Here is a 24338-nt window from a genome sequence, read left to right on the forward strand (position 1 = left end):
GTCATTCGTATGTCGCGAGGTGTCGCCTCAGTCGGCCAGAACCAGTTTCGGCTCTTCCATCTGATCGGCGGGCAGGTTCCACTTCGTCATCAGCGTTTCCTGCAGACCCGATTTCTGGATCTCGGTCAGCGCGGCCATGATCGCGGCGCGGAAGTCGTGATTGTCGCGCGGCACGGCGATACCTACCGAATAGGGCAGCGTCACAGCGGTCGCTTTCGACAGCTTGTCCGGGTAAGCCTTGACCGCACCATCGACGGTGTTCACGTCATTGATGTAGGTGTCGGCACGCCCCGACAGGATCGCCTGAATGCAGTTGGCGTTGTTGTCGTAAAGCTGGATTTCGGGCGCGGGCTTGCCTTCGGCCTTGCACTGTTCGGCCAGCGCCTGGATCAGCGGCACCTCGACATAGCCGGTGTTTTCCGCAGCCGTCGTACCGCACAGCGAGGTATTGATCCCGGTGATGTTCTTCGGGTTGTCCTTCGCCACGAGCACGCCGTCATAGACCTTCAGATAGGTAATGAAATCGGCCGCTTTCGCGCGATCTTTCGTGGCGTAGATATCCGAGATCACGATATCGGCCTGCCCGGCTTCCAGCGTGGTCAGCAGTGCGGCGAAGGTCACCGGCTTGTAGGTCATCGAGAAGCCGAGGCAATCGCCGATCGCTTCCCCCAGATCGATATCGAATCCGACATATTTCGACGGATCGTTCGGATCGAGCGCCTCGTAGCCCGGGGTGTGCGGGTTGATCGCGTTGACCAGCGTCTTCCCTTTCAGTTCGGGGTACTTCTCCTGCAGGGCGGCACAGGCTGCCGGCGTTTCGGCATGTGCAGCGCTACCGAAGGCGATGAGAAGTGAGCCGGTCGTCATCACGGCACCACACAACATGCCTGCGCAGGTCAGGCTTCGAAACAGGAGAGATCCCGCAAGTTTCTGAGACAGTTTCATTATACGCTCCCTTGGCCAGGTTTATGTTTGACTTGGACCAATCGGATCGTAGGAGCGCGAAACAGGCGTGGCGTTGTATCCAGCCGCACTATCGATTGTAATTTTACCGCCCCTCAGACGGTTATCGGCCAGAATTTAGGCAAACGCCTCCAACGGGCGCATTCCCCTCGGGCACGCAAGAAATTCAGGGAGATCCAGTCGAAGCGCGCCCTTACGAAGAACCGGGATCTTGTAGCTCTGCACCGGCGACGTCGCGACGACGGTCGCTCCGTTCGGCTTGCGGATGCGACTCAGATCGGTCCGCTTGGCTGAACAGAGATTGCCAGCGTCGGGAAACTCGATCGGATCTTCCGATCCTGAACAGGCCACATTCAATCATTTCTGGGGGGATGGTACCGCCTCCCCGGCTTGAACGGGGGACCTCTGGATCCACAATCCAGCGCTCTAACCAACTGAGCTAAGGCGGCACTGGCGCGGGAAATAGACCGAGGCGCGCGGGATTGCAAGGGCTCGATGACGAGAAATTCGCACCAAGTCTTGCCTGCGGGCGCTGCGGGCGTTAGGTGCATTTTCCAGCCAACCTCTCAGGAGTTTCCGATGAGCATCGACAAGGAAAGCGATATCGCCGCCAATCTCCAGATCGGCCCGACCTCGTTGGGGATGGTGCGCATCTATATCGAAGGGGACGGCGTGGAACTGCCGCTCGATTTCGATCCCGAAGAAGCCGAAGAGATCGCAGAAGAGCTTCAGGCCGCCGCCGAAGCCGCGCGCGAGATGATGAAGGGCTCGAAGGGCAAGAAGCGCTGATCCGCTAGAGCCCGATCTGCCGCGCCCCCGGGTCGCACAGCCGGTGCAGCCTGCGCGCTGCGGCACGGGCGAAATCGAGCGTGAGCGCCTTGCGCCGTGCGGGCGCAAGTTTCGACAGCGGCGCTTCGCGGATCATCTCGGCCCCGTAGCCATCGGCGATGAAAAGCCCCGTGCCATCGGGCAGAAGGTCGGTCGGGAAATCCTGGTCGACCGCCCAGAAATAGCGGTCACACCAATCAAGATAACCATCCCATTTCCGGTCCGAGGTGAAATCGGCGCGGCTCGACTTGCACTCGACGATCCAGATCTCACCCTTGCGGTCGATCGCCATCAGATCGGCGCGCAGGCGCGGACGCAGCGGCATCTCGGCGATGCAATCGAGCCCGAGCGCGCTGAGTGCGCGCGCGGTGCCTCGGGCAAGCACCTGACCGGGCTGGAGATCGGAAAGTGGAACCTGGACCATGTGCCAAACATGAACGAAGTGTGAACAAAAGTCCAGATAGCGCGGCACCCCACTCAGAAGACCAGAACCGAGATCACCAGAACGGTCAGCGCCGCGCGCAGGATGGCGACGCCCAGATCGGCCCCGCGCAACAGGGTCGCGGCCTCGGCCAGGCCCTCGGGCGCGACATGGCGCAACAGCCCCGCGCCCATTACCCGGAAACTTTCCCCTGCAAAGAGCGCAAGCGCCAGCAGCACATAGACCAGGTAGTCCTCCAGCCGCGCATGGCCTGCCACCAGCACCGGCAGCAAGAGCGCGCCCGCAAGCACCTCGTAGCGCAGCACCTCGACGCGCCAGAGCCGCTCGAGCACCGCGCCCAGACCGGGCCGCGCGGCGCGCGGTTCGGCAGGTTTGAAATCGCTCATGAAAATCTCCCTGTTCGCGGCAAATTCCGGCTTCCACGGTAAAGGGATGCCCCCGTGCGCCAAGCGCCAAGGTGTCGCAGTGGCGAGCCTTTGCCGTCCCCCCTTGTCGGAACGCGAGCGCGCCCTTATTTGTGGGCTCGACGGTTACTGCTCTTTCCGTGAAAGACCCTTTTCCAGTGGCCTATACCATTCCTGAGGGAGCTGGCTCTGCCGGGGTCCTGGCCTCGGTATCTGGCGCCCACCTGATTTATTCAGGTCTCCGGGAATTCTCGTCTACACGTCTGCTGCGGTTTCCGTCACCTTACCGTCAATAAAAAGCCCCGCCGGATCCGGCGGGGCTTTTGCGTGAAAGGCGATGAAAGATCAGCGTTTGAGCTGGATCTGCTTGCGGCTGGTCGGCTGATCGACCGGAACCGGGATCGCCAGACGCTCGGCCGCCAGATCGGTCGGGATGCCGTCGCGCTTGCCGCCGCCGGAGCCGTCCTCATCCTCGGCCATGCGCATGATCGCGATCGCGAATTGCACGCCGGAGAAAACGATGGTGTTGAACACGATCAACAGCGCCATCGCGATATAACCGATATCCGAGGTCAGGATCAGATGGCGTAGATTGCCGACATTGGCCCAGAGAAGCAGCCCGACAAAGGCGAGCGCGATGAAGAAGCCGATGACGACGTTCTTGATGTAGAGCCGGATCAGTTCAGGCATGAATAGTCCTCCTGCTTGATCACAATCTAGCGCAGATTCGCCTGATTCAAACAGGGTTTCTTGCCGCAACTGCGCAATCGGCGGGATTCGACCCGTGGCACAATGTCGCGAAGCGGCCGCCCTGCTGCGATCAGAACGCTTCGGGGCGCAGCGCGCGGGCCATGTGATCGAGCACCGCGTTGACGAATTTCGGCTCTTTGCCTTCGGGGAAGAAGGCGCGCGCGACATCGACGAACTCGGTGATGACCACCTTGGGCGGGGTCGCGGGTGTGACCAGCTCGGCGCCTGCCGCGCGGAAGAGCGCGCGCAGCACCGGGTCGATCCGGTCGATCGGCCATTTCGCCACCAACGCCTTGTCGGTCGCCTGGTCGATCTTGGCCTGCCAGGTTACCGCATCGTCGATCAGACGGCGGAACAGGTTGGGATCGCCCTCGGCCATCTCGGTGCCGTCCTCATCGACCGCACCGAAGCGGTGCGCCTCGAACTCCCGGCGCACCTTGTCGGCCCCCTGCCCGGCCGCTTCCATCTGAAACAGCGCCTGCACGGCATAGAGCCGCGAGGCAGATTTCATCTGCCGCTTTTCCTCGGTGGTGAGCTTGCGCGGTTTGGGGGCGTCTTCGGTCATGCGTTCTTCGATCCGTCAGTTTCGCCGGCGATACGGAAGGATTCGGAAGGTTTGAACCCGATACCCTTCGTCCGGCGCGCCCATTTGCGCGACAATGAGATGAGATGCAAGGCCGCAGCCGCAGCCCCGCCGCCTTTGTTCTGCCCTTTGGGGTCCGCACGCACTTCGGCTTGCATATGGTTCTCGACCGTCAGGATGCCGTTGCCGATGCAGATCCCGTCGAGCCCCATCAGCGTCAGCGCCCGCGAGCTGTCATTGCAGACCGTATCGTAATGGGTGGTCTCGCCGCGGATCACGCAGCCAAGCGCAACGAACCCGTCATAATCGGCCATGCGCGCCGCCATCGCGATCGCAGTGGGCACTTCGAGCGCGCCCGGCACCTCGACGATATCGACCTTCGCCCCCGCATCCTCGGCGACGGCCTTCGCCCCGCTGACGAGATTGTCGGCGATCATCTTGTAATAGGGCGCAACCACGATCAGCAGGCGCGGCGCACTGTCGAATTTCGGCAGGTCGAGAATGTAATGCGAAGCTCCGGCCATGTCTTACTCCGTAATGGGGCGGGTGCCGACGATGCGCAGCCCGTAAGCGTCGAGGCCCACATATTTCGTCTGGGGCTTGTCGGTCAGAAGGATGAGGTCGTGCAGCCCCATCGAGGAGAGGATCTGCGAGCCGAGCCCGATCTGCTTGATCGTGCGCGGGCCCTTCTCGTCCTCGCGCAGAAGCCGGTTCGACGGGTCACGGAACAGGCAGACCAGCCCGCGCCCCTCGGAAGCGACGATCTCCATCGCGTGACGCACCTCATCGGGCGAGCCCGGCCCGATCCCCAGCACGTCGTCGAGCACGTTGAGCGAATGGGTGCGCACCAGAACCGGCTCTGGCGTGGTGACGTCGCCCTTCACCAGCACGATGTGATCCACACCCTCGGCCTGATCGGTGAAAACGCGCATTTCCCACTCGCCGCCATGGGTCGAGGTGACCATCTGGCGCATGGTCTCGCGCACGAGATTGTCGTGGCGGCGACGATAGGCGATCAGGTCCGATATCGTCCCGATCTTCAGCCCGTGCTTTTTCCCGAACTCGATCAGCCCCGGCAGACGCAGCATATGCCCGTCATCCCCCATGATCTCGCAGATCACGCCAGCCGGGGTCAGCCCCGCCAGACGCGCGACATCGACCGCGGCCTCGGTATGGCCGGCGCGCACCAGCACCCCCCCCTCGCGGGCACGCAGCGGGAAGATGTGACCGGGCGAGGCGATATCCTGCGGCCCCGTCGAAGGGTCAATCGCCACCTTGACCGTCTGCGCCCGGTCATGCGCGGAAATCCCGGTGGTGATGTTCTCGCGCGCCTCGATCGAGACGGTGAAGGCGGTCTCGTGGCGCATCGCGTTGGCGCGCACCATCGGCGCAAGGCCCAGTTGGTCGACGCGGTCTGCCGTCAGCGGCAGACAGATCAGCCCACGCCCATAGGTCGCCATGAAATTCACCGCCTCGGGCGTGCATTTCTCGGCCGGGATATAGAGGTCGCCCTCGTTCTCGCGATCTTCGTGATCGACGAGGATCACCATGCGGCCCGCGCGAGCCTCTTCGATGATCTCCTCGGTCGAGGCGATCGCGCCGCGAAAGCTTTCCTCCACCGCGCCGGGCACGTCGTGGGTGCCGGATTTATCGACCGGGGTCGGCGTCTTTGTTTCGGTCGTCATGCATTCCACTCCTGCAAGCGCGCGACATAGCGCGCGAGCGTGTCGATCTCGAGATTGATCCGGTCGCCCACTTTCGCCTGCCCCCAGTTGGTGACCTGCTTGGTATGCGGGATGATGTTCACACCGAACGAGGCCCCGTCGACCTCGTTCACGGTCAGCGACGTCCCGTTGAGCGCGACCGACCCCTTCGGCGCGATATATTTCGCCAGCGCCTCGGGCGCGCGGAAGGTAAAGCGCGTGCTGTCGCCCTCATCCACCATCGCCACGATCTCGGCCACGCCGTCGACATGACCCGAGACGATATGTCCGCCCAGCTCGTCGCCGACTTTCAGCGCGCGTTCGAGGTTGATCTTCTTGCCCACCTGCCAGCCGCCGGAATTGTCGTTGCCCCGCCCGCCGATATTCGTCTTGGCCACGCTCTCGGCCGAGATCTCCACGTCGAACCAGTTCCTGGGCCCGGTCCGGGTCTCGGTGCCGGTGGCGATCACGGTAAGGCAGCAGCCGTCGCAGGCGATCGAAGCGCCCAGATCGATCCCCGCCACATCATAGTCGGTGCCGATGCGTGCGCGCAGATCGCCGCGCTGCTCCAGCTCCAGCACCTCTCCTATATCGGTCACGATCCCGGTGAACATCACATATCCTCACAGATTTCGGACCCTAGCTAGCCCGCGTGACGCCCCTTCGCAAGAGACGAGCCCCGCACAATCCCTGCGCCCCTTGACCGCATTCGCGCGCCTGCGCCGCAAATTCGCCGCATCCAAAAGGGAAAATGGCACAAATTCCGTGACTTCGCGCCCCGCTTGCGCGATCACGGACGAAAGGCAAGGACCGCAACCGCGATGAGACGTTTCGAGACACGCCATTTCCTGATGCTGCAAGGGCCGCACGGGCCCTTCTTCCATCAGCTCGGCGCGATGTTGCGCTCTGCCGGGGCGAGCGTCTGGCGCGTGGGCTTCAATCGCGGCGACGAAGCCTTCTGGTTCCATCGCCCCTCCTTCCTGCGCTTCGACGAGGCGCCCGAGGCCTGGCCCCACCGGCTGCGCGCGCTCATCGCCGAGAAGGAGATCACCGATCTCGTGCTCTATGGCGACACCCGCCCGATCCATGCTCAGGCGATCGAAATCGGGCGCGAGCTGGGCCTGTGCATCCACGTCTTCGAGGAAGGTTACCTGCGCCCCTATTGGGTCACCTATGAGCGCGGCGGATCGAACGGCCATTCGCGCCTGATGGAGACGAGCGTGGCGCAGATGCGCGCGGCGCTGGCACAATCCGAGATCGAGTTCCCCGATGCGCCGCCGCGCTGGGGCGACATGCGCCACCACGTCTTCTATGGCGCCCTCTACCATTTCCTCGTGATGGCCCGGCCCGGCCCCTATCGTCATTTCCGGCCGCATCGCGACATCACCGTGTTTCAGGAGTTCCGCCTCTGGCTGCGCCGGTTGCTGCTGATGCCGCTGCACATGTTCGAACGCAAGGTTGCGACCCGGCGTATCCGGCGAGGCGGTTTTCCCTATCATCTCGTGCTGTTGCAGCTCGAACATGATGCAAGCTTCCGGATGCACTCCCCCTTTGCCAGCCAGACGGAGTTCATCGATCTCGTGATGGAGGGCTTCGCGCACGGCGCTCCGCGCCATCACCACCTCGTCTTCAAGGCTCACCCACTCGAAGATGGCCGCGCGCCGATCCGCGAGACGATCCGGCTTGCGGCCGACCGGCACGGGCTCGCAAACCGGGTGCATTTCGTTCGCGGCGGCAAGCTCGCGGGGCTTTTGTCGCAGGCGCGCTCGGCGGTGACGGTCAATTCCACCGCCGCCCAGCAGGCGCTCTGGCGGGGATTGCCTCTCAAGGCGCTGGGGCGGGCGATCTTCGACAAGCCCGAGTTCACTTCTTCCCAGGGGCTCGAGGAGTTCTTCGCCAGTCCCGCGCGCCCGGACAGCCGCGCCTATCGCGATTATCGTCATTACCTGCTCGAGACGAGCCAGGTTCCGGGCGGTTTCTACGCAGCGCGCGGGCGGCGTGCGCTCCTGCGGCAAGTGGTCGACATGATGCTCGCTCCCGAAGATCCCTACGATGCCCTGACCGCAGGCAACGCGGCCCCGCGGCAACAGTTGCGGGTAGTTCGATAATTTTGCTCGTTTTTTTTCCGGCATTTCGGTAGCTTGGTCGCAAAACAACAAGGCAGCATCCCGAACGAGGAGCTCGAGCAGTGAAAATCGTTACGACCCGCAGGGCCCTCTTAACGGGCCTTTCCGCGACTCTGTTGACTGCATCTTGTGGTCTGCCTCGTCCCGGCCCCAACAAACGCGAGATCTTTGCCGGCTCCGTGATGCGTCAGGGCGATGCTTTCGTCGTCAAGGTCAATGACTTCGTAACCCGTGAAACCGCCGTGCAACCCGCGCTCGGCTTCTCCTCGAAATTCCTCAATGCGGGCCAGCTCGGCTCCGACACGATCCGTCCGGGCGACACGCTCTCGCTGACGATCTGGGAAAACGTCGATGACGGGCTTCTGGCCAACAAGGGCGCGAACGCCACCCAGCTACAGCAGGTGCAGGTCGATGGCGCGGGCTATATTTTCGTGCCCTATGCAGGCCGCATCAAAGCCGCGGGCAACACGCCTGACGGGCTGCGCCGGGTCATCACCTCGAAGCTCGACGCCCAGACCCCGGACCCGCAGGTTCTGGTCAACCGCGTCGCGGGCGATGGCGCGACGGTCTCGATCATGGGCGCGATCAACGGCCAGGGCGTCTACCCGATCGAGCGCCCCACCCGCACCCTCTCGGCGATGATCGCCAAGGCGGGCGGTGTGTCGATCCCCGCCGAAGTCGCGAGGATCATCGTCAAGCGTGGCACGCAGTCGGAATCGGTCTGGCTCAAGGATCTCTACGACAATCCGAAGATGGACATCGCCCTGCGCAACAACGACGTGATCCTTGTCGAGAAGGATCAGCGCGCCTTCACCTCGCTCGGCGCCACCGGCGCGCAGGCGCGCGTGCCCTTCGAGACGCAGACGCTCTCGGCGCTCGAAGCGATCGCCACCGTGGGCGGCCTTCAATCGAACCTCGCCGACCCGACCGGCGTCTTCGTCTTCCGCAACGAGCCTGCGGAGATCGCGATGAAGGTGCTTGGCCGGACCGATCTCGTCGGCGATCAACGCATGATCTATGTGCTCGACCTGACCGAGCCCAACGGCATGTTCCTCGCCCGCGATTTCGCGATCCGCGACGGCGACACGGTCTATGTCACCGAGGCGCCCTTCGTTCAGTGGCAAAAGACGCTCTCGGCCCTGACCGCGCCGCTCGGTACCGCGAACACGCTCAACAATCTCGCCGGGAACTGATGGCGACACCGCAGGATCTGAAAGCCGCCGGGGCCATTCCCCGGCGGCTTTTTTTCTACAACGGCGGCTTGTTGCGCCAGCGGCGCCTGCGCGCGATCCTGAACGCGGCAGGCCATGAGCCGCGCCTTGGCTGGCCCGGGCCGGAAGATGGCGTGATGGTCTGGGGCCGTTCACCCTATGCCGCGCGCGGCGAAAGGGTGGCAGCAAGGCACGGTCTTCCGCTGATCCGTCTTGAGGATGCCTTTCTGCGCTCGGTCCATCCGGGCCGCACGGGAGATCCGCCGCTAGGCCTGCTGATCGACCCGTTGGGGGTGCATTTCGACAGCGCCCAGCCCTCGATGATCGAGCGGATGCTCGCCACCGAGCGCCTGGACGATCACGCGGTACTTGCGCGCGCCCGCGACGGGATCGCCCGCCTCCGCGCATCCCACTTGTCGAAATACAACGATTTCGACCCGACCCTGCCCGTGCCCGAACCCGGCTATGTGCTGGTGATCGACCAGATACGGGGAGATGCCTCGATCACCCATGGCGGCGCGAATGAGGCCATGTTCCGCGAGATGCTCGCCTATGCCCGCATCGAGAATCCCGGCGCGCGGATCGTGATCAAGACCCATCCCGAGACACGCGCGGGCCACCGTCCCGGCCATTACGGTCGCGGCGATTGCGACGCCAATACCGATATTCTCGACGCCCCGGTTTCCCCTTGGGCGCTGCTCGAAGGCGCGATCGCGGTCTATACCGTCTCGTCCTTGATGGGCTACGAGGCGATCCTCGCAGGCCACAAGCCGCGCGTCTTCGGCCAGCCCTTCTATGCCAGCTGGGGGCTGACGCAGGACGAAAACCCCGTGCCGCGCCGCGAACGCAAGCTGACCCGCGCGCAGATCTTCGCCGTCTCCCATATCCTCGCGCCCACCTGGTTCGATCCCTGTCGCGGTCGGCTGTGCAGCTTCGAGGAGGCCGTCGATCAGCTTGAGGCCGAGACCCGCACGTTCCGCGAGGATCGGCTGGGCTATGTCGCGGGCGGCATGTCACTGTGGAAACGCCCGCATCTGCGCCGTATTTTCGGACGTCACGGCCCGCTGCGGTTCTCCGAAACACCGGATCCTGCGCGCCCGTTCCTCTATTGGGCTTCTCGGATCACGCCCGAAGTCGAAAAGAACAATCCGATCCGTGTCGAAGACGGTTTCCTGCGCTCGCGCGGATTGGGGGCCGAACTTGTCCCGCCGCTTTCGCTCGTCACAGATCGTCAGGGGATCTATTACGACCCGAGGCGTCCCTCCGATCTCGAGGCGCTGATTTCGCAAGAAATGCCCCCCGGCGGGCGCTTGCGGGCCGAACGGCTGATCGCGCAGCTCACCGAGGCGCGGCTGACGAAATACAATCTCGGCGGCGCGCCGCCGGACTTGCCGGAAGGCCACCGCATCCTGGTCCCCGGACAGGTCGAAGACGATGCCTCGATCCGATGGGGTGCCGGTGAGACTTGCACAAACGCAATGCTTCTGGCGCGTGTACGGGAGGATAACCCCGATGCAATTATCATCTTCAAACCTCACCCCGATGTGGAGGCCGGTCTGCGCCCCGGTGCAATTTCGGATGAGGACGCGCTGCGCTTTGCTGATCTGATCCTGCGCGACGCGGATACGGCCTCCCTGATCGCAGCGGTCGACGAGGTCTGGACGATAACCTCGGGCCTGGGTTTCGAGGCGCTGTTGCGCGGCAAGAAGGTCACCACGCTCGGCGCACCTTTCTACGCGGGTTGGGGGCTGACGCGCGATCTCGGCCCGGCACCGCAGAGACGCACCACGCGCCCCGACCTTTTGCAACTCGCGCATGCCGCGCTTATCGCCTATCCGCGCTATTTCGATCCGGCCAGCGGGTTGCCCTGCCCTCCCGAGGTCGCGCTCGACAGACTCGCCAACGGCCCGGCGCCGAACCGCGGGCCGCTCAACCGTGCCGGGTCAAAGCTCCAGGGGGTTTTCGCGTCTTACGCGTGGCTATGGCGACGCCAGCGGTGAAGCACATCGCCTCCGATCGGGGTCACATCCACAAGTTCGAAACGTCGCGCGTCGCCCAGCTTTTCCAGACCCATCGCGCCGATCCCGGGGCGCCCGTCCGCGCCGATCAGCATCCCGGCGGTGAAGCCGATCAACTCATCGACCAGCCCCGCCTTGGCAAGCGTCGCCGCGAACTGCCCACCGCCCTCGCAGAAGATGCGGGTCAGCCCCAGACCGCCCAAAGCCTCCATCAAGGCAAACGGGTCGAGCCCACCTTCCGCAAGGCGCGGCAATTCGATCAGTTCCGCGCCCAGATCGCGCCAATAGCCCACAGCCTCTGGCGGAGCGCCGACCCCATGCATCAGCCAGAGCGGCGCGGTCTCGAGCGAGCCTGCGAGCCGATCACGCGGCAGATCGAGGCGCTCCGAGACCACCACGCGCACCGGCTGGCGTAGAGGCGTGAAATTCCGAACGGTCAGCAAAGGATCATCGGCCCGCGCCGTACCACCGCCGACCATCACCGCATCGAATTCCGCCCGCATCGCATGCACCCGCGCGCGCGCCTGCGGCCCGGTGATCCACTGGCTCTCGCCGCTCGCGAGCGCAATGCGCCCGTCGAAGCTGCTCGCCAGTTTCAGCGCGAGCCATGGACGATTGCGCGTGATCCGGCTCAGGAAACCGGCTTGCAAGTCGCGGGCTTCCGCCTCCATCACGCCAGTCTCGACGGCAATCCCGGCCTCGCGCAGCATCGCATGGCCGCCGCCAGCGACGCGCGGATCGGGATCTTCCATTGCCGAAACGACCCGCGAAACCCCCGCCTCGATCAGCGCCAGAGAGCAGGGTGGCGTCTTGCCGTAATGGGCGCAGGGCTCCAGCGTGACATAAGCGGTGGCTCCGCGCGCGGCCTCACCTGCCTGCGCCAGCGCGCGCACCTCGGCATGGGGCCGTCCGCCCGGCTGGGTCCAGCCACGCCCTACGATCCGCCCCGCATTGACGATCACGCAGCCAACGGCCGGGTTGGGCCAGACATTGCCAAGGCCCCGGCGCGCGAGCGTCAGGGCCAGGGACATGTAGCGCCGGTCTGTCAGGGTCACTCGGCCTCGCCCGCTCCCGGCGGCCGCAGCTCGGAAACGAATTTGTCGAAGTCGTCCGCTTCCTGGAAATTCTTGTAAACACTGGCGAAACGTACATAGCCGACAGTGTCGATCCGGGCCAGCGTCTCCATCACGATCTCGCCGATCACCTTCGAGGAGATGTCGGTCTCGCCCATGCTTTCCAGACGCCGCACGATGCCCGAGATCATCTGGTCGATGCGCTCGGGCTCGACCGGGCGTTTCTGCATCGCGATCCGGATCGAGCGCTCGAGCTTGTCACGATCGAAATCCTCGCGCTTGCCCGAGGTCTTGATGACCACGAGATCGCGCAGTTGCACCCGTTCATAAGTGGTGAAGCGCCCGCCACAGGCCGGGCAGAACCGCCGCCGCCGGATCGCGACGTGATCTTCCGCCGGGCGGCTATCTTTCACCTGGGTATCGACATTTCCGCAAAATGGGCAGCGCATGACTTTCCCCCGTTCCTTGTCCCGCCTCATGATGGGGTCTTGTTGCCCCAGTTATCCACAAGACCTTAGCCCAGCCCCGAGAGTTTGGGTAGAAAAAATGAGAGCCCCCCAGATATGGCGGCGGGATGTGGCGGGACGGACTCAGCGCAGCAGCGCCGCGACCTCACGACGGTGCGCAGCGCGGCGATGTTCGAAAAGGTAAATTCCTTGCCAAGTTCCGAGTGCGAGACGCCCTGAAATGACAGGAATCTGCAAGCTGACCGGCAGGATCGCGGCCTTGATATGGGCTGGCATATCGTCCGGCCCCTCATAGGTATGGGTCAGGTAGCCCATAGTCGGGTCGGTGGTCGGCGGCACGAGACGGTGGAAGAACTCGGTCAGGTCGGTGCGCACTTCCGGATCGGCATTTTCCTGAATGAGAAGGCTCGCCGAGGTGTGGCGGATGAACAGCGTCAGCAGCGCCTCGTCCACATTCGCCAGATCGACCCATTTCGAGACCTCGCGGGTAAACTCGTAGAGCCCGGGGCCGTTGGTGGCGATCTCGAAGAGCCGGTGCATCAGGATTTGGCGGGGCGCGTCTGCGTGCGGTCCGTCGCGAGAATACGCAGGCATTCGGGATTGATATCCATGATTTTGCGCTCCTTGGTCCAGAGCGCATCCGCCTGCGCGCCGCTCAGCCCGCGCTTGATCATCGCCTTGGGCACGGGCGACCCATCGCCCACCCCCGACACGACGGTATATTTGCCCGCACCCTCGTCCTCGACATAGAGAAAGCAGGTGCCTTGCTGATCCATGCGCGGCGCACCGGCGGGCGCGCCCTCCATCTGGCAGGCGGCAAGGGCGAGAGGGGCGAGAAGGAAAAGGCGGGTCATTCAGGGCTCCGTCAGAGATTTCCCGAAACTTAGCAGTGCGCCGTGTCCCGCGAAAGTCCGGATCACCTGCCCGTCAGGGCATATGGACAAGCCCGTCCATCCGGCAGCCCAGCGGCGCCAGGTCTTCCGCAACGGCCGATTTATGCGCCGCGAACCGCTTGTTATGGGCGTCGATCGCCTCCTGGCTTGGCGCTTTTCCGGTCTCGCGCTGTGCACGCGTTTCCGTCTCGAGCTCGGCCGCCAGCTTCTGGTGATTTTGCGCGAAAACCGCTTGGGCCTTCGCCCAGTTCTCATTGACCTCTTCGACCGTCTCCCCCTTGCAGGTAAAGAGATAGACGAGCTTCGCGGGCTTGTCGGGAATGTAGAACTGCGCGCGTCCTTCGGCTTGGGCCGAGGCCGCACCGATCGCCAGAATCGCGAACGCGAGCTTGAGGGATTTCACCATGTCCTGCCTCCTCTCGACATGAAAACGCCCCCTTCCGGGGGCGCCTTTCTATTACTGATCGAGGAAGGAGCGCAACTTGCGCGACCGGCTCGGGTGTTTGAGCTTGCGCAGGGCTTTGGCTTCGATCTGGCGGATCCGTTCGCGGGTGACCGAGAATTGCTGACCCACCTCTTCGAGCGTGTGATCGGTGTTCATGCCGATGCCGAAACGCATCCGCAAAACGCGCTCTTCGCGCGGGGTGAGCGAGGCCAGAACCCGCGTCGTCGTTTCCTTGAGGTTCTCCTGAATGGCGGAGTCGAGCGGCAGAACCGCGTTCTTGTCCTCGATGAAATCGCCGAGCTGGCTGTCTTCCTCGTCGCCGATCGGGGTTTCGAGCGAGATCGGCTCCTTGGCGATCTTCATCACCTTGCGGACCTTCTCGAGCGGCATCTGCAGCTTGTCGGCCAGTTCCTCGGGTGTCGGCTCGCGGCCGATCTCGTGGAGCATCTGGCGACCGGTACGCACCAGCTTGTTGATCGTCTCGATCATGTGGACCGGGATACGGATCGTGCGGGCCTGATCCGCGATGGACCGGGTGATCGCCTGACGGATCCACCACGTCGCATAGGTCGAGAACTTGTAGCCGCGGCGGTATTCGAACTTATCGACCGCCTTCATCAGGCCGATATTGCCTTCCTGAATGAGATCAAGGAACTGCAGCCCGCGGTTGGTGTATTTCTTGGCGATCGAGATCACGAGACGCAGGTTGGCCTCGACCATTTCCTTCTTCGCCTGGCGCGCTTCTTTTTCGCCCTTCTGCACCTGGTTCACGATGCGGCGGAATTCGGAGATGTCGACGCCAACATATTGCCCGACCTGAGCCATCTCGGCGCGCAGATCCTCGACCTTCGCTTCCGATTTCTCGAACAGCGCCTGCCAGCCACGGCCCGATTTCGCGGCCATGCGCTCCATCCAGGTCGGGTCGAGTTCGTAGCCGCGATATTCCTCGATGAACTCGCGACGGTTGATGCGCGCCTGATCGGCGAGCTTCACCATGCCGCTGTCGATCGACATGATCTTGCGGTTGATGCCGTAAAGCTGATCGATCAGCGCCTCGATCCGGTTGTTGTGCAGGTGAAGCGAATTCACCAGCTGGACGATCTCGGAGCGCAGCTTCTGATAGGCCGCCTCTTCAGCGACCGAGAAGGACCCATCCTCGTTGAGCGTCGCCGACATCCGCAGATCCTGCATTTCGGCAAGATTCGCATAGTCGCGCGCGATCAGTTCGAGCGTCTCCAGCACGCGCGGCTTGAGCGCGGCCTCCATCGCGGCGAGCGAGAGGTTCGCGCCCTCATCGTCGTCGTCATCCTCGGTCTGGATCGGATTGCCATCGGCATCGAGCTCGGGCTCGTCGGATTTCTGCGTCTCGGACGAAGCCGCCCCATCGACGACGGGCTCGGCCAGGTCTTCCTCGTCCTCATCGCCCTCGAGCGAATTGCCGAAGGTGGTCTCGAGATCGATCACGTCGCGCAGGAGGATCTCTTCGTTGAGAAGTTCGTCGCGCCAGATCGTGATGGCCTGGAAAGTCAGCGGGCTTTCGCACAGGCCCGCGATCATCGTGTTGCGGCCAGCCTCGATGCGCTTGGCGATGGCGATCTCGCCCTCGCGCGACAGCAGCTCCACCGAGCCCATCTCGCGCAGGTACATCCGCACCGGGTCGTCGGTACGATCGAGCGTCTCGGAAGTCGACGTGGCGACCGCCACCTCGCGCGAGCCGGACCCGGTCGCGACAACCTCGCCACCCTGCCCGCTCGAGTCGTCATCATCGGCCTCTTCGGCCTCGATCACGTTGATGCCCATTTCGGAGAGCATCGACATCACATCTTCGATCTGGTCGCCGGACACCTGTTCGGGCGGCATCACCTTGTTGAGCTGGTCATACGTGATGTAGCCGCGTTCCTTCGCCTCGGCGATCATCCGCTTCACAGCGGCCTGGCTCATGTCAAAGGAAGTGGCGTCGTCGCTCGGGGTGTCGGACTTGTTGTCGTCGATGTCTTTGGCGGCCATGTGGGCTCCTCGGTCAGGGCTCGGGTGGGCTCGAGCTATGACGAAAGCGAATCATATCTCGTCTGTGTATCGAATCGCGGCGGCGAATCACAGAGGCGCGAGGCAGATGGACGCAAAGTTGATCGCCATTGTGTCCACAGTGATTCGCTTTCTCTTGATTCGAATGGCCCGCCGCCACCCATCTCATTGTTTCTTGCGCCAGATTTCCCCATCGATCATGGCCTGAAGCGTCGCGGAAAGGGCCGCGCGATCCTCGCCCATGTCGGAGTTGTCCTCCAGCTTCGATCTCTCGGCACGGTGGCGCAGCGAGGCGGCTTGCGCCAGTCGCCATGTCACGCCCTCGTCGGCCAGCCCCGCCAGATCCTCCATCGCATCGGCAACCTCCACGCGCACGGCACGCGCGGCGTCGAGCTTGGCGAGTTCCTCGGCCAGGCACATCCGCGCCAGATCGGTGTTGTCGGCATTGCGAACCGGGGGGGCTGATCGCAGATGGGGCAGTCCGAGAAGCTTTTCAAGGTCGGCACCCACTTCATCTTGCAGGATTTTCGCGATCTCGGGCACGGGCCGGGGCGCAAGGCTCAGCATCAGATGGCGCAGCCGGTCATGGGTGGGATCGTGCAGCGGCACGTCTTCCAGCTCGGCCTCAAACTCGGCGATCAGCGCGGGATGGGTTGCGCAGATCCCAAGGATCATCGCCTCGCGCAGATGCTCGGCCACATCATCAGGCGCGGTCGCCAGCAGAGAGGCGCGGGTCTCGGGCAACGCCGGGGCGGCCGGCGCGCCAAAGCGCCCACGCCCCCGCGCCCCGGGCGTGAAACTGCCGCGCGGCGGGGTCTTGCCCCCACGCGGCCCCGTTCCGAAAAGCTCCCAGCGCAGGCGCTTGATCTCTTCGCGGTAATGGCCGTGGATCGAGGGATCCTTGATGTTCGCGATCGTCGCATGCAGCTTCTTGTCGAGCGTCGCACGCCGTTCCGGGCTGTCGAAGACCTTGCCTTCGGTTTCTCGCTGCCAGAGAAGCGTGACCATCGGCTTTGCCTCGGCGAGGATCTTCTCCATCGCACTGCGGCCCTGCTTCTTGATCACGTCATCGGGGTCCAGACCCGGCGGCATGATCGCAAAGCGCACACCCTTCCCGGCCTCCAGAAGCGGCATCGCCAGATCGATCACCCGCATCGCCGCACGCAGCCCCGCCGCATCGCCGTCGAGCGCGATGATCGGCTCGTCATGGATGCGCCACATCAGGCGCAGCTGATCCTCGGTGATCGCGGTCCCGAGCGGGGCCACGGCACCGCCGAACCCCGCCTCGACCATCGCGATCACATCCATATAGCCTTCGCAAACCACAAGCGGCGCGCCCTTGCCGCAGGCCTCGCGCGCCGGTCCGTGATTGTAGAGCGAGCGCCCCTTGTCGAAGAGCTCGGTCTCGGGCGAGTTGAGATATTTCGCCGGATCGTTCGGATCCATCGCGCGCCCACCAAAGGCGATGCAGCGCCCGCGCGCGTCGCGGATCGGGAAGATGATGCGGTTACGGAAGACGTCGAAAGGCTCGCGACCCTTCTGGCTTTCCTTCGCAAGCCCCGCGCCGATGATCAGATCGTCCGGGATGCCCTTGGCTTTCAGCGCGTCGCGCAGCCCCTGCCAGCCGGGCGGGGCGAAGCCGATCTCGAACCGGTCGATCGCCGCCTTGTCGAGCTTGCGCCCGGCGAGATAGTCGCGCGCCTCGGCCCCGGCCTGGGTGTTGAGATGCAGGCGGAAATATTTCACCGCCTCGTCCATCACCCGGGCAAGCTCGGTCCGACGGTCGGATTTCTCCTGCGCCTTGGGATCGCGCGCGGGCATCTGCATCCCGGCCTCGCGGGCGAGGATCTCCACCGCCTCCATGAAGCCGACATTCTCGGTCTCGCGCACGAAGCTCAGCGCATCGCCCTTCGCATGACAGCCGAAGCAATAGTAATAACCCTTGCGGTCATCGACGTGGAACGAGGCTGATTTTTCCTGATGGAACGGGCAAGGCGCCCACATGTCGCCCTTGGCCTGGTTCGACTTGCGCATGTCCCAGATGACTTTGCGCCCCACGACCTGAGCGATCGAGGTGCGGTTGCGCAGTTCATCGAGAAATCCGGGCGGCAGGCTCATGGTCTTTATATTGGCCCGCCGCGCGCCAGAGTCGAGAGGTGGCGCACCCACCTTAGCGATTGCTGCCTGAGTCGAAAGCCCGGCGGCAAGACCGCCCAATCCGTTAACGCTAAACCCCTCGATTGCGGACGAATCGGAATCAAACGCGCACAAAAGGCGGCACGACAATTGCCGCCACGGAAACGATTCACCGCATCGCAGCGAGACCGTTGCGGCTTGCCTTAACAATGCCGCCTAACTTGGCTGGATTAGGACATAATTTGGCCTCATGGCTCGGGCACGATTACTCGACGAAGGATTCTCACTTTCGTGTGAGGCGTAGGTATGCGCGGTCACGCGAGAAAGGAGATAGGGATGGCGGTTGTTCGCTTGAAGACGGTTTCGCAAGCCAAGACCCGACCGGGGATCACCCGGATCGGCAAGTTTGCGCGCGAAGAGGATGGGGCGATCTTCATCTTCAGCCTTCAGATCTTCTTGATTCTGATGATCGTTGGCGGTCTCGCGATCGACTTCATCCGCCAGGAAGAGCGACGCACCCTGATCCAGGGCACGATCGACCGCGCCGCCCTCGCCGCGGCCAGCCTCAGCCAGAGGGTCGATCCGAAATATGTCGTGAACGATTATCTCAACAAAGCCGGGCTCGATTATCTCGACGTCGATCCGATCATCGAAACGAACGAAAAGAACAGCCCCAGTGACGAGGAGAAATATCGCCGCGTCACCATCGTGACCCGCGACGACATGCCGACGATCTTCGGAGACCTGCTCGGCGTCCATTCACTTGCGACGAATGTCGGTGCGCGCGCCGAAGAATCGATCGGCAATGTCGAGATCTCGATGGTGCTCGATATTTCCGGCTCGATGAACGATCGCGATCAGAATTCCACCTCCGGCGAGTCGAAGATCGCCTCGCTGCGGACCGCCGCAACGAATTTCGTCAACACGATGTTCGACGACGTCCAACCCCCGGGGGCGCCTGCCGGGCTGCTCTCGATCTCGATCGTGCCCTACAACCAGCAGGTCTCGATGGGTACGACGCTGGCGAGCATCTACAACCTGAGCACGGATCACACCAAGAACACCTGCGCGGATGTGCAGACGCTCGGCTTCGACAATCTCGCGATCTCGCCCACGGCGCCGTTGCAGCGCACCATGTATGGCTGGAGCTATGACATGGTGAATCAGGGCTACTCGATCTTCAAGACACTCAGCGAAAGCGCCGAGAACTGCTACGAATTCAGCTATTCGCCGATCATGGCGATAGAGGACAACCAGCAGGATCTGCTCAACAAGATTTCCTCGCTGCGCGCCGGCGGTGACACCGCCATCGACATCGGCGCGCGCTGGGGCTTTGCGCTGCTCGATCCCTCTTCGGAGCCGGTCGCGCAGGCGCTGGCCAGCAGAGGTGTGATCAGTTCCTCGGTCCAGAACCGGCCCATGCCCTATTCCGACACCGCCACCTCGGTCGACGAGAGATCGATGAAGGTGATGATCCTGATGACGGACGGGATGAACACGCGCTCCTTCTCGACCAAGATGGAATACCGCACCGGTCCGTCGGGCTTCTTCTCGACCGACTCCGCAACCGCCTTCTATGATTACGACCAGAGCCAGCTCTACTGGTATTCGGCGCAGCGCGACGCGGCGGGGCTCAAACCGATCTACCGCTTCAGGGACGGCACCTGGCGCGACCGCGTCGACGCGGGCGACAAGGTCATGGTGTCGATCTCGGGCAAACTCCGGACACTCCATTCGGTTTCCTGGGAAACGATCTGGGGCAAGGGCTGGACGGTGCAATACGTGATCGACAAGTTCCTGCTGCGTCCGCGTCAGGCCGATGATCCGAGGCAATCCGTGAAGTCGATCTATGCCGAGATGGCGATCTCCTCGATGTTCGAGCAGAAGGACGCCAATCTCGAGGAAGTCTGCAACGTGGCCCGTTCCCGCGGGATCGATGTCTACACCATCGCGGTTTCTGCCCCCCCCGAGGGCAAGGCGGCGCTGGAGAAATGCGCCACGGGACCGAGCTATGCCCACGAGATCAAGGGCGATGACCTGAACGACGCCTTCGCCTCGATCGCCGCTCAGATCATCTCGCTGCGCCTGACCAACTGACGCGCCACGGACAGGACAAACCAATGCTCCCCCGCCTCGCCAGTCTCGCCCCCCTCGCCCGCAAGCCCGGCCGGTTTGCGCGCGACGAAGAGGGTGCAGTCACGATCGCAGCGCTGATCTGGGTGGTGTTCTTCATCTTCATGATGGCCTCGGCAATCGAGATGGGCGTGACCCTGACCAAGCAGGTTCTGCTTGACCGGGCAACCGACCTGACCGCCCGGGTGATCCGCCTCGGGATGGAGGGGATGCCCAGCGAGGCGACCCTGCGCGAGCGGGTCTGCCAGAAGGCGGGCTTCCTAGGCGGCGAGAATTGCTTTGACAACGTCTCGGTCGAGACGTTCGTCGTCAATCGCAACAACTGGAGCTCGTCGATCGACGCCCATCCGCTGCGCTGCGAGAATTTCTCCGACGATTCCGCCCCGCCGCCCTCGGCGACGCTGGAAGGGGGCCTGTCGAACCAGATCATGCTGATGCGTGTCTGTCTGCGGGTGAAACCGATGATGATCGACAATCCCCTCGCCCAGGCGCTGATCCGCACCGCCCCGATCGACGACCCCGATCACTTCGCCCTGATCTCCACCACAGCCTTCGTGACCGAGCCGCGCGCGACCTCGATCTTCCCGTCGGCGTCCGGAAGCTGAAGGGAGAGGTAATCATGGCACTGTCCCGCTTTCGCTTCAGACGCTTCGGCAAGGAAGAACACGGCTCGATCCCGATCGAAGGGGTCATGGGATTTTTGCTGCTCGCAGGTTGGCTGGTGCTGGCCTTCGAGATCTACGACGCGTTCCGCATGCGCGCCAAGGTGACCCGGGCCACCTCGACCGTAGCCGATATCATTTCGCGTGAGCGCGACCCGTTCGGCCCCGCCTATGTGATGGGAATGAAGAAGATCTTCGACTACCTTGCGAAGAAATCGGATGATGAGCAGACATGGATGCGGGTGACGATCGTCCGGTGCTGGGCCGATCCCTTCGCGCCCGACGCGCCTTGCAACGGGGCCGATCCAAACCGCAAGGTCACGCTGGTTGCCTCGGATGCGACCAATATCGCTGACGTTTTCACGCAGGCCGCACTCGATGCCGAGGCCGACCGCATTCCCGTGCTCGCGCCCGGCGACACGGCGGCAATCGTCGAGACATCCTACAGCTATCACCCGCTTTTCGGCATCGGCGACAAGTGGGTGTACCACGAGGGCGACCATCTCGGTCAGATTGGCCTGAGCAAGGGGCTTCGCTTCTCCAGTTTCATCGTGACGCGTCCGCGCGGGAACCGCTTCGTCTGGGATCCCACGAAGTAAATCCAACCCCGCCTCTGTGCATTCGCTGAGTGTTTTCGTGCGCATCTGTGCAATTGCGCGAAGCCGTGGCTTCCCTATCTGCTGACGTGACACCGCATCAGCCGGAGGAAGCACAATGTCGATCCGTCCCGTTCTCGAGACCCGCCGCGCCCAGCCCTTCATGGAAGGCGCAGGCGTCCATCTGCATCGCGCCTTCGGGTTTCAGGACCCGACCGAGGCCGACCCGTTTCTGCTCTTCGACGATTTCCGCAATGACCGCCCCGAGGATTACCTCGCCGGGTTCCCGTGGCACCCCCATCGCGGCATCGAGACGATCACCTACGTTCTGGCGGGCACCGTCGAGCATGGCGACAGCCTCGGAAATCGTGGCGAGCTCGGTGCGGGCTCGGTGCAATGGATGACGGCCGGGTCGGGCATCCTGCATCAGGAAATGCCGAAAGGAGATGCGCAGGGCCGGATGCATGGCTTCCAGCTCTGGGCGAACCTTCCTGCGGATCAGAAGATGACCGCGCCGCGATATCAGGACATCCAAGGCTCGGACATCCCCGAGGTGATTGACGATGACGGCACGGTGGCACGCATCGTCACCGGCGAGTTCTGGGGCAAGCGCGGCCCGGTCGACGGCATCGCCGCCGATCCGCAATATCTCGACATCTCGATCCCGCCGGGTGTGAAGAAGCGCCTCAAGGTCGACACCTATCGCCGCAGCTTCGCCTATGTCTTCGAGGGTGAGGCCGTCTTTGCCGACGCCTCCACCCCTTCGGGCGTGCGGCTCGAAAAGGAAGTGATGGGCCAAGAGGTCAACATCCGCGACCTGTCAGGCGACCGCACGCTGGTGCGTTTCGGCACGGGTGACGAGATCGTCGTTCAGGCGGGCGAGCGTGGCGTGCGCTTCCTGCTGATCTCGGGCGCGCCCATTCAGGAGCCCGTCGCCTGGCACGGGCCAATCGTGATGAACACCCGTGAAGAGCTGATGACCGCCATGGCGGAGCTGCGCAACGGGACCTTCATCAAGCCCGCGCATTGAACGCGATCAGGAGCGGAAGGGATCGGTCACGGGCTCTGTTTCGTGGCCCTGATCGCGCCAGCGATTGACGATCGGATAGCGGCGATCAAGCCAGAAAGCCCGGCGCGACAGGCGCGTGCCGGGCGCCGACTGGAAACGCTTCCACTCGGAAATATAGAGCAGGTGCTCGACCTTCTTGATCGTCTCGCGTTCGAAACCCTGCGCCATCAGGTCAGAGACCGAGGCATCGTTCTCCACCAGCCCTTCGAGGATCGCATCGAGCACCGGATAGGGCGGCAGGCTGTCCTCGTCCTTCTGGTCGGGACGTAGTTCCGCCGAGGGCGGCTTGTCGATGACCTCGACCGGGATCACCTCGCCTTCGGGGCCCTTCATCCACGGCCGGTGATTGGCATTGCGCCAGCGGCAGGTCTCGAAGACGCGGGTCTTGTAGAGATCCTTGATCGGGTTGTAGCCACCCGACATGTCGCCATAGATCGTGGCGTATCCCACGGCCATCTCGGATTTGTTGCCGGTGGTCAGGAGCATCTCGCCGAACTTGTTCGACAGCGCCATCAGCATCACGCCGCGCAGACGCGACTGGATGTTTTCCTCGGTCACGTCGGGCTGCGTGCCCGCCATGAGATGCGAAAGCGCCTCCGAGACCGCATCGCGCGCACCGTCGATGCGCACCGTATCGAGCCGCAGCCCCTGCCGCTTCGCCAGCTCCGCCGCATCGTCCAGCGAGCCCTGCGAGGTATATTCCGAGGGCAGCATCACGCAATGCACAGCCTCCGGCCCCAAGGCATCCGCCGCGATCGTCGCGACCAGCGCGGAATCGATCCCGCCCGACAGGCCAAGGACGACCTTGGAAAATCCCGACTTGCGCAGGTAATCGCCCAAGCCTTCGACCATGGCGCGGTAATCCTGCTCCCATTCCGAAGGCTGCGGATCGTCGCGGCCCTCGACACAGGCCCAGCCATCGTCCTCGCGGATGAAATCGACATGGTCGATGATCTCGTCGAAGGGCGCGAATTGCGCGGCCAGCGCCCCGTGACGGTTCAGCACGAAGCTCGCCCCGTCGAAGACCTGATCGTCCTGCCCGCCGACCGCATTGAGGTAGACGAGCGGCAGCCCGGTCTCGACCACGCGCGTCACCATATGGGTCATGCGGACGTCGAGCTTGCCGCGGTAATAGGGCGAGCCATTGGGCACGATCAGGATCTCGGCCCCGGTTTCGGCCAGCGTCTCGGCCACATCCGGGTGCCAGGCATCCTCGCAGATCGGGGTGCCGATGCGCACCCCGTTGATCGCGTAAGGTCCCGAGATCGGGCCGGAATCGTAGATCCGGTATTCGTCGAAAATGCCGTGATGCGGCAGATCGTGCTTGAGCATCCGCGCGACGAGCTTGCCATCCTTCCAGACCCAATAAGCGTTGAAATGACCCTCGTCGTCCCACCACGGCCCGCCGATCCCCAGCGCCGGCCCATCGGTGATGCGCGCGCCCAGAGCCTCCATCGCGGCGGTCGCATCGGCCACGAAAGCGGGCTTCGCGATCAGGTCCTGCGTCTGGTAGCCGGTGAGGAACATCTCGGGCAGCGCGACCATGTCGGCACCCGCGCGCTTGCCCTCTTGCCAGGCAGCAAAGGCCTTCTCGGCATTGGCCTCAAGCGCCCCGACGGTCGGGTTGAGCTGGGCCATGGTCAGGCGGAAACGATCGGCCATGAGGGTCCTCGCGCAGTGGTTCGGTTTCCATTTAGCAGAATGTGACCGGCAGAAAAGACCGGGCGGGAAAATGCCGCCATGCACGCCCCTGCCCCAGGCCCTTTCGCCGCAATGGCAAAGCGCCGCCCCAGGGGACGGCGCTCGCGAAA

24 protein-coding genes and 1 tRNA gene are annotated in these 24338 nt (G+C 63.6%); 8 read left to right on the forward strand and 17 right to left on the reverse strand.

Annotated elements, in window-relative coordinates; translation table 11 throughout:
• Window positions 1-27: 27 nt before the first annotated feature.
• Window positions 28-945 (reverse strand): ABC transporter substrate-binding protein, encoded by a 918-nt coding sequence (locus BMI90_RS09425; RefSeq protein WP_078528725.1) that lies wholly within the window; start codon window positions 943-945, stop codon window positions 28-30.
• Between the two features lie 390 nt (window positions 946-1335).
• Window positions 1336-1412 (reverse strand) — tRNA-His (locus BMI90_RS09430).
• A 130-nt stretch (window positions 1413-1542) separates the two neighbouring features.
• Between BMI90_RS09430 and BMI90_RS09435 the strand changes: the two genes are divergently transcribed.
• Window positions 1543-1752 carry a DUF6324 family protein gene (locus BMI90_RS09435; protein WP_078528728.1) on the forward strand — a complete coding sequence of 70 codons (210 nt, stop codon included), beginning with the start codon at window positions 1543-1545 and terminating at the stop codon, window positions 1750-1752.
• A gap of 4 nt (window positions 1753-1756) precedes the next feature.
• Here BMI90_RS09435 and BMI90_RS09440 read toward each other — a convergent pair whose 3' ends face one another.
• The 7 genes from BMI90_RS09440 to BMI90_RS09470 form a co-directional block, all read right to left on the reverse strand.
• Window positions 1757-2215 (reverse strand): MmcB family DNA repair protein, encoded by a 459-nt coding sequence (locus BMI90_RS09440; protein WP_078528731.1) that lies wholly within the window; start codon window positions 2213-2215, stop codon window positions 1757-1759.
• Window positions 2216-2268: 53 nt separating this feature from the next.
• Window positions 2269-2619 carry a hypothetical protein gene (locus tag BMI90_RS09445; RefSeq protein WP_078528734.1) on the reverse strand — a complete coding sequence of 117 codons (351 nt, stop codon included), beginning with the start codon at window positions 2617-2619 and terminating at the stop codon, window positions 2269-2271.
• Window positions 2620-2982: 363 nt separating this feature from the next.
• Window positions 2983-3327 (reverse strand): hypothetical protein, encoded by a 345-nt coding sequence (locus tag BMI90_RS09450; RefSeq protein ID WP_078528737.1) that lies wholly within the window; start codon window positions 3325-3327, stop codon window positions 2983-2985.
• Between the two features lie 130 nt (window positions 3328-3457).
• A complete protein-coding gene (gene nusB / locus BMI90_RS09455; RefSeq protein WP_078528740.1) occupies window positions 3458-3952 on the reverse strand; it encodes a transcription antitermination factor NusB in 495 nt (164 codons plus the stop codon).
• Window positions 3949-4494, reverse strand: coding sequence for a 6,7-dimethyl-8-ribityllumazine synthase (locus BMI90_RS09460; protein ID WP_078528743.1), 546 nt, complete (start codon window positions 4492-4494; stop codon window positions 3949-3951). The genes nusB and BMI90_RS09460 overlap by 4 nt, the downstream gene beginning before the upstream one ends.
• Before the next feature lie 3 nt (window positions 4495-4497).
• On the reverse strand, window positions 4498-5655 hold the full coding sequence (gene ribB, locus BMI90_RS09465; protein WP_078528746.1) for a 3,4-dihydroxy-2-butanone-4-phosphate synthase: 1158 nt from the start codon (window positions 5653-5655) through the stop codon (window positions 4498-4500).
• The gene (locus BMI90_RS09470; protein WP_078528749.1) at window positions 5652-6287 is read right to left on the reverse strand and encodes a riboflavin synthase; all 636 of its coding nucleotides are present in this window, start codon (window positions 6285-6287) and stop codon (window positions 5652-5654) included. Before BMI90_RS09470 ends, ribB begins: the two co-directional genes overlap by 4 nt.
• A gap of 207 nt (window positions 6288-6494) precedes the next feature.
• On the opposite strand from BMI90_RS09470, the gene BMI90_RS09475 reads away from it, so the two are divergent.
• The 3 genes from BMI90_RS09475 (at window position 6495) to BMI90_RS09485 (ending at window position 11010) form a co-directional block, all read left to right on the forward strand.
• Window positions 6495-7781: a capsular biosynthesis protein gene (locus BMI90_RS09475; protein WP_078528752.1), complete on the forward strand. Its 1287-nt coding sequence runs from the start codon at window positions 6495-6497 to the stop codon at window positions 7779-7781.
• 80 nt (window positions 7782-7861) lie between these two features.
• Window positions 7862-8992: a polysaccharide biosynthesis/export family protein gene (locus BMI90_RS09480; RefSeq protein ID WP_078528755.1), complete on the forward strand. Its 1131-nt coding sequence runs from the start codon at window positions 7862-7864 to the stop codon at window positions 8990-8992.
• Window positions 8992-11010, forward strand: coding sequence for a capsular polysaccharide biosynthesis protein (locus BMI90_RS09485; RefSeq protein ID WP_078528758.1), 2019 nt, complete (start codon window positions 8992-8994; stop codon window positions 11008-11010). The genes BMI90_RS09480 and BMI90_RS09485 overlap by 1 nt, the downstream gene beginning before the upstream one ends.
• On the opposite strand, the gene ribD is transcribed toward BMI90_RS09485, so the two are convergent.
• From ribD to dnaG, 7 genes are all read right to left on the reverse strand, one after another.
• The gene (ribD, locus tag BMI90_RS09490) at window positions 10980-12083 is read right to left on the reverse strand and encodes a bifunctional diaminohydroxyphosphoribosylaminopyrimidine deaminase/5-amino-6-(5-phosphoribosylamino)uracil reductase RibD (RefSeq protein WP_210401935.1); all 1104 of its coding nucleotides are present in this window, start codon (window positions 12081-12083) and stop codon (window positions 10980-10982) included. The two genes, BMI90_RS09485 and ribD, sit on opposite strands and share 31 nt — an antisense overlap.
• The gene (gene nrdR / locus BMI90_RS09495; protein WP_078528764.1) at window positions 12080-12550 is read right to left on the reverse strand and encodes a transcriptional regulator NrdR; all 471 of its coding nucleotides are present in this window, start codon (window positions 12548-12550) and stop codon (window positions 12080-12082) included. The genes ribD and nrdR overlap by 4 nt, the downstream gene beginning before the upstream one ends.
• A 141-nt stretch (window positions 12551-12691) precedes the next feature.
• Window positions 12692-13108 (reverse strand): secondary thiamine-phosphate synthase enzyme YjbQ, encoded by a 417-nt coding sequence (locus BMI90_RS09500; protein WP_078528766.1) that lies wholly within the window; start codon window positions 13106-13108, stop codon window positions 12692-12694.
• On the reverse strand, window positions 13108-13422 hold the full coding sequence (locus tag BMI90_RS09505; RefSeq protein WP_078528768.1) for a hypothetical protein: 315 nt from the start codon (window positions 13420-13422) through the stop codon (window positions 13108-13110). Before BMI90_RS09505 ends, BMI90_RS09500 begins: the two co-directional genes overlap by 1 nt.
• Before the next feature lie 73 nt (window positions 13423-13495).
• Window positions 13496-13867: a hypothetical protein gene (locus BMI90_RS09510; protein WP_078528770.1), complete on the reverse strand. Its 372-nt coding sequence runs from the start codon at window positions 13865-13867 to the stop codon at window positions 13496-13498.
• Between the two features lie 51 nt (window positions 13868-13918).
• Complete coding sequence (gene rpoD, locus BMI90_RS09515) at window positions 13919-15913, reverse strand: RNA polymerase sigma factor RpoD (RefSeq protein ID WP_078528771.1); 1995 nt, start codon at window positions 15911-15913, stop codon at window positions 13919-13921.
• Between the two features lie 183 nt (window positions 15914-16096).
• Window positions 16097-18049: a DNA primase gene (gene dnaG, locus BMI90_RS09520; protein ID WP_078528772.1), complete on the reverse strand. Its 1953-nt coding sequence runs from the start codon at window positions 18047-18049 to the stop codon at window positions 16097-16099.
• A gap of 354 nt (window positions 18050-18403) precedes the next feature.
• On the opposite strand from dnaG, the gene BMI90_RS09525 reads away from it, so the two are divergent.
• The 4 genes from BMI90_RS09525 to BMI90_RS09540 all read left to right on the forward strand — a co-directional run bounded on the left by BMI90_RS09525 (window position 18404) and on the right by BMI90_RS09540 (window position 22488).
• Window positions 18404-20164, forward strand: a complete 1761-nt coding sequence (locus tag BMI90_RS09525; RefSeq protein WP_078528774.1) for a pilus assembly protein TadG-related protein — start codon at window positions 18404-18406, stop codon at window positions 20162-20164.
• 23 nt (window positions 20165-20187) lie between these two features.
• Window positions 20188-20805, forward strand: a complete 618-nt coding sequence (locus tag BMI90_RS09530; protein ID WP_078528776.1) for a hypothetical protein — start codon at window positions 20188-20190, stop codon at window positions 20803-20805.
• Window positions 20806-20819: 14 nt separating this feature from the next.
• The gene (locus BMI90_RS09535; RefSeq protein ID WP_078528778.1) at window positions 20820-21461 is read left to right on the forward strand and encodes a hypothetical protein; all 642 of its coding nucleotides are present in this window, start codon (window positions 20820-20822) and stop codon (window positions 21459-21461) included.
• A gap of 115 nt (window positions 21462-21576) precedes the next feature.
• A complete protein-coding gene (locus tag BMI90_RS09540) occupies window positions 21577-22488 on the forward strand; it encodes a pirin family protein (protein ID WP_078528780.1) in 912 nt (303 codons plus the stop codon).
• A gap of 6 nt (window positions 22489-22494) precedes the next feature.
• Here BMI90_RS09540 and BMI90_RS09545 read toward each other — a convergent pair whose 3' ends face one another.
• Window positions 22495-24189: an NAD+ synthase gene (locus BMI90_RS09545; RefSeq protein WP_078528782.1), complete on the reverse strand. Its 1695-nt coding sequence runs from the start codon at window positions 24187-24189 to the stop codon at window positions 22495-22497.
• Between the last annotated feature and the right edge of the window lie 149 nt (window positions 24190-24338).

It is taken from the genome of Thioclava sp. L04-15 (assembly GCF_002020275.1).
In the GTDB taxonomy this organism is placed as follows: Bacteria; Pseudomonadota; Alphaproteobacteria; order Rhodobacterales; family Rhodobacteraceae; genus Thioclava; species Thioclava marina.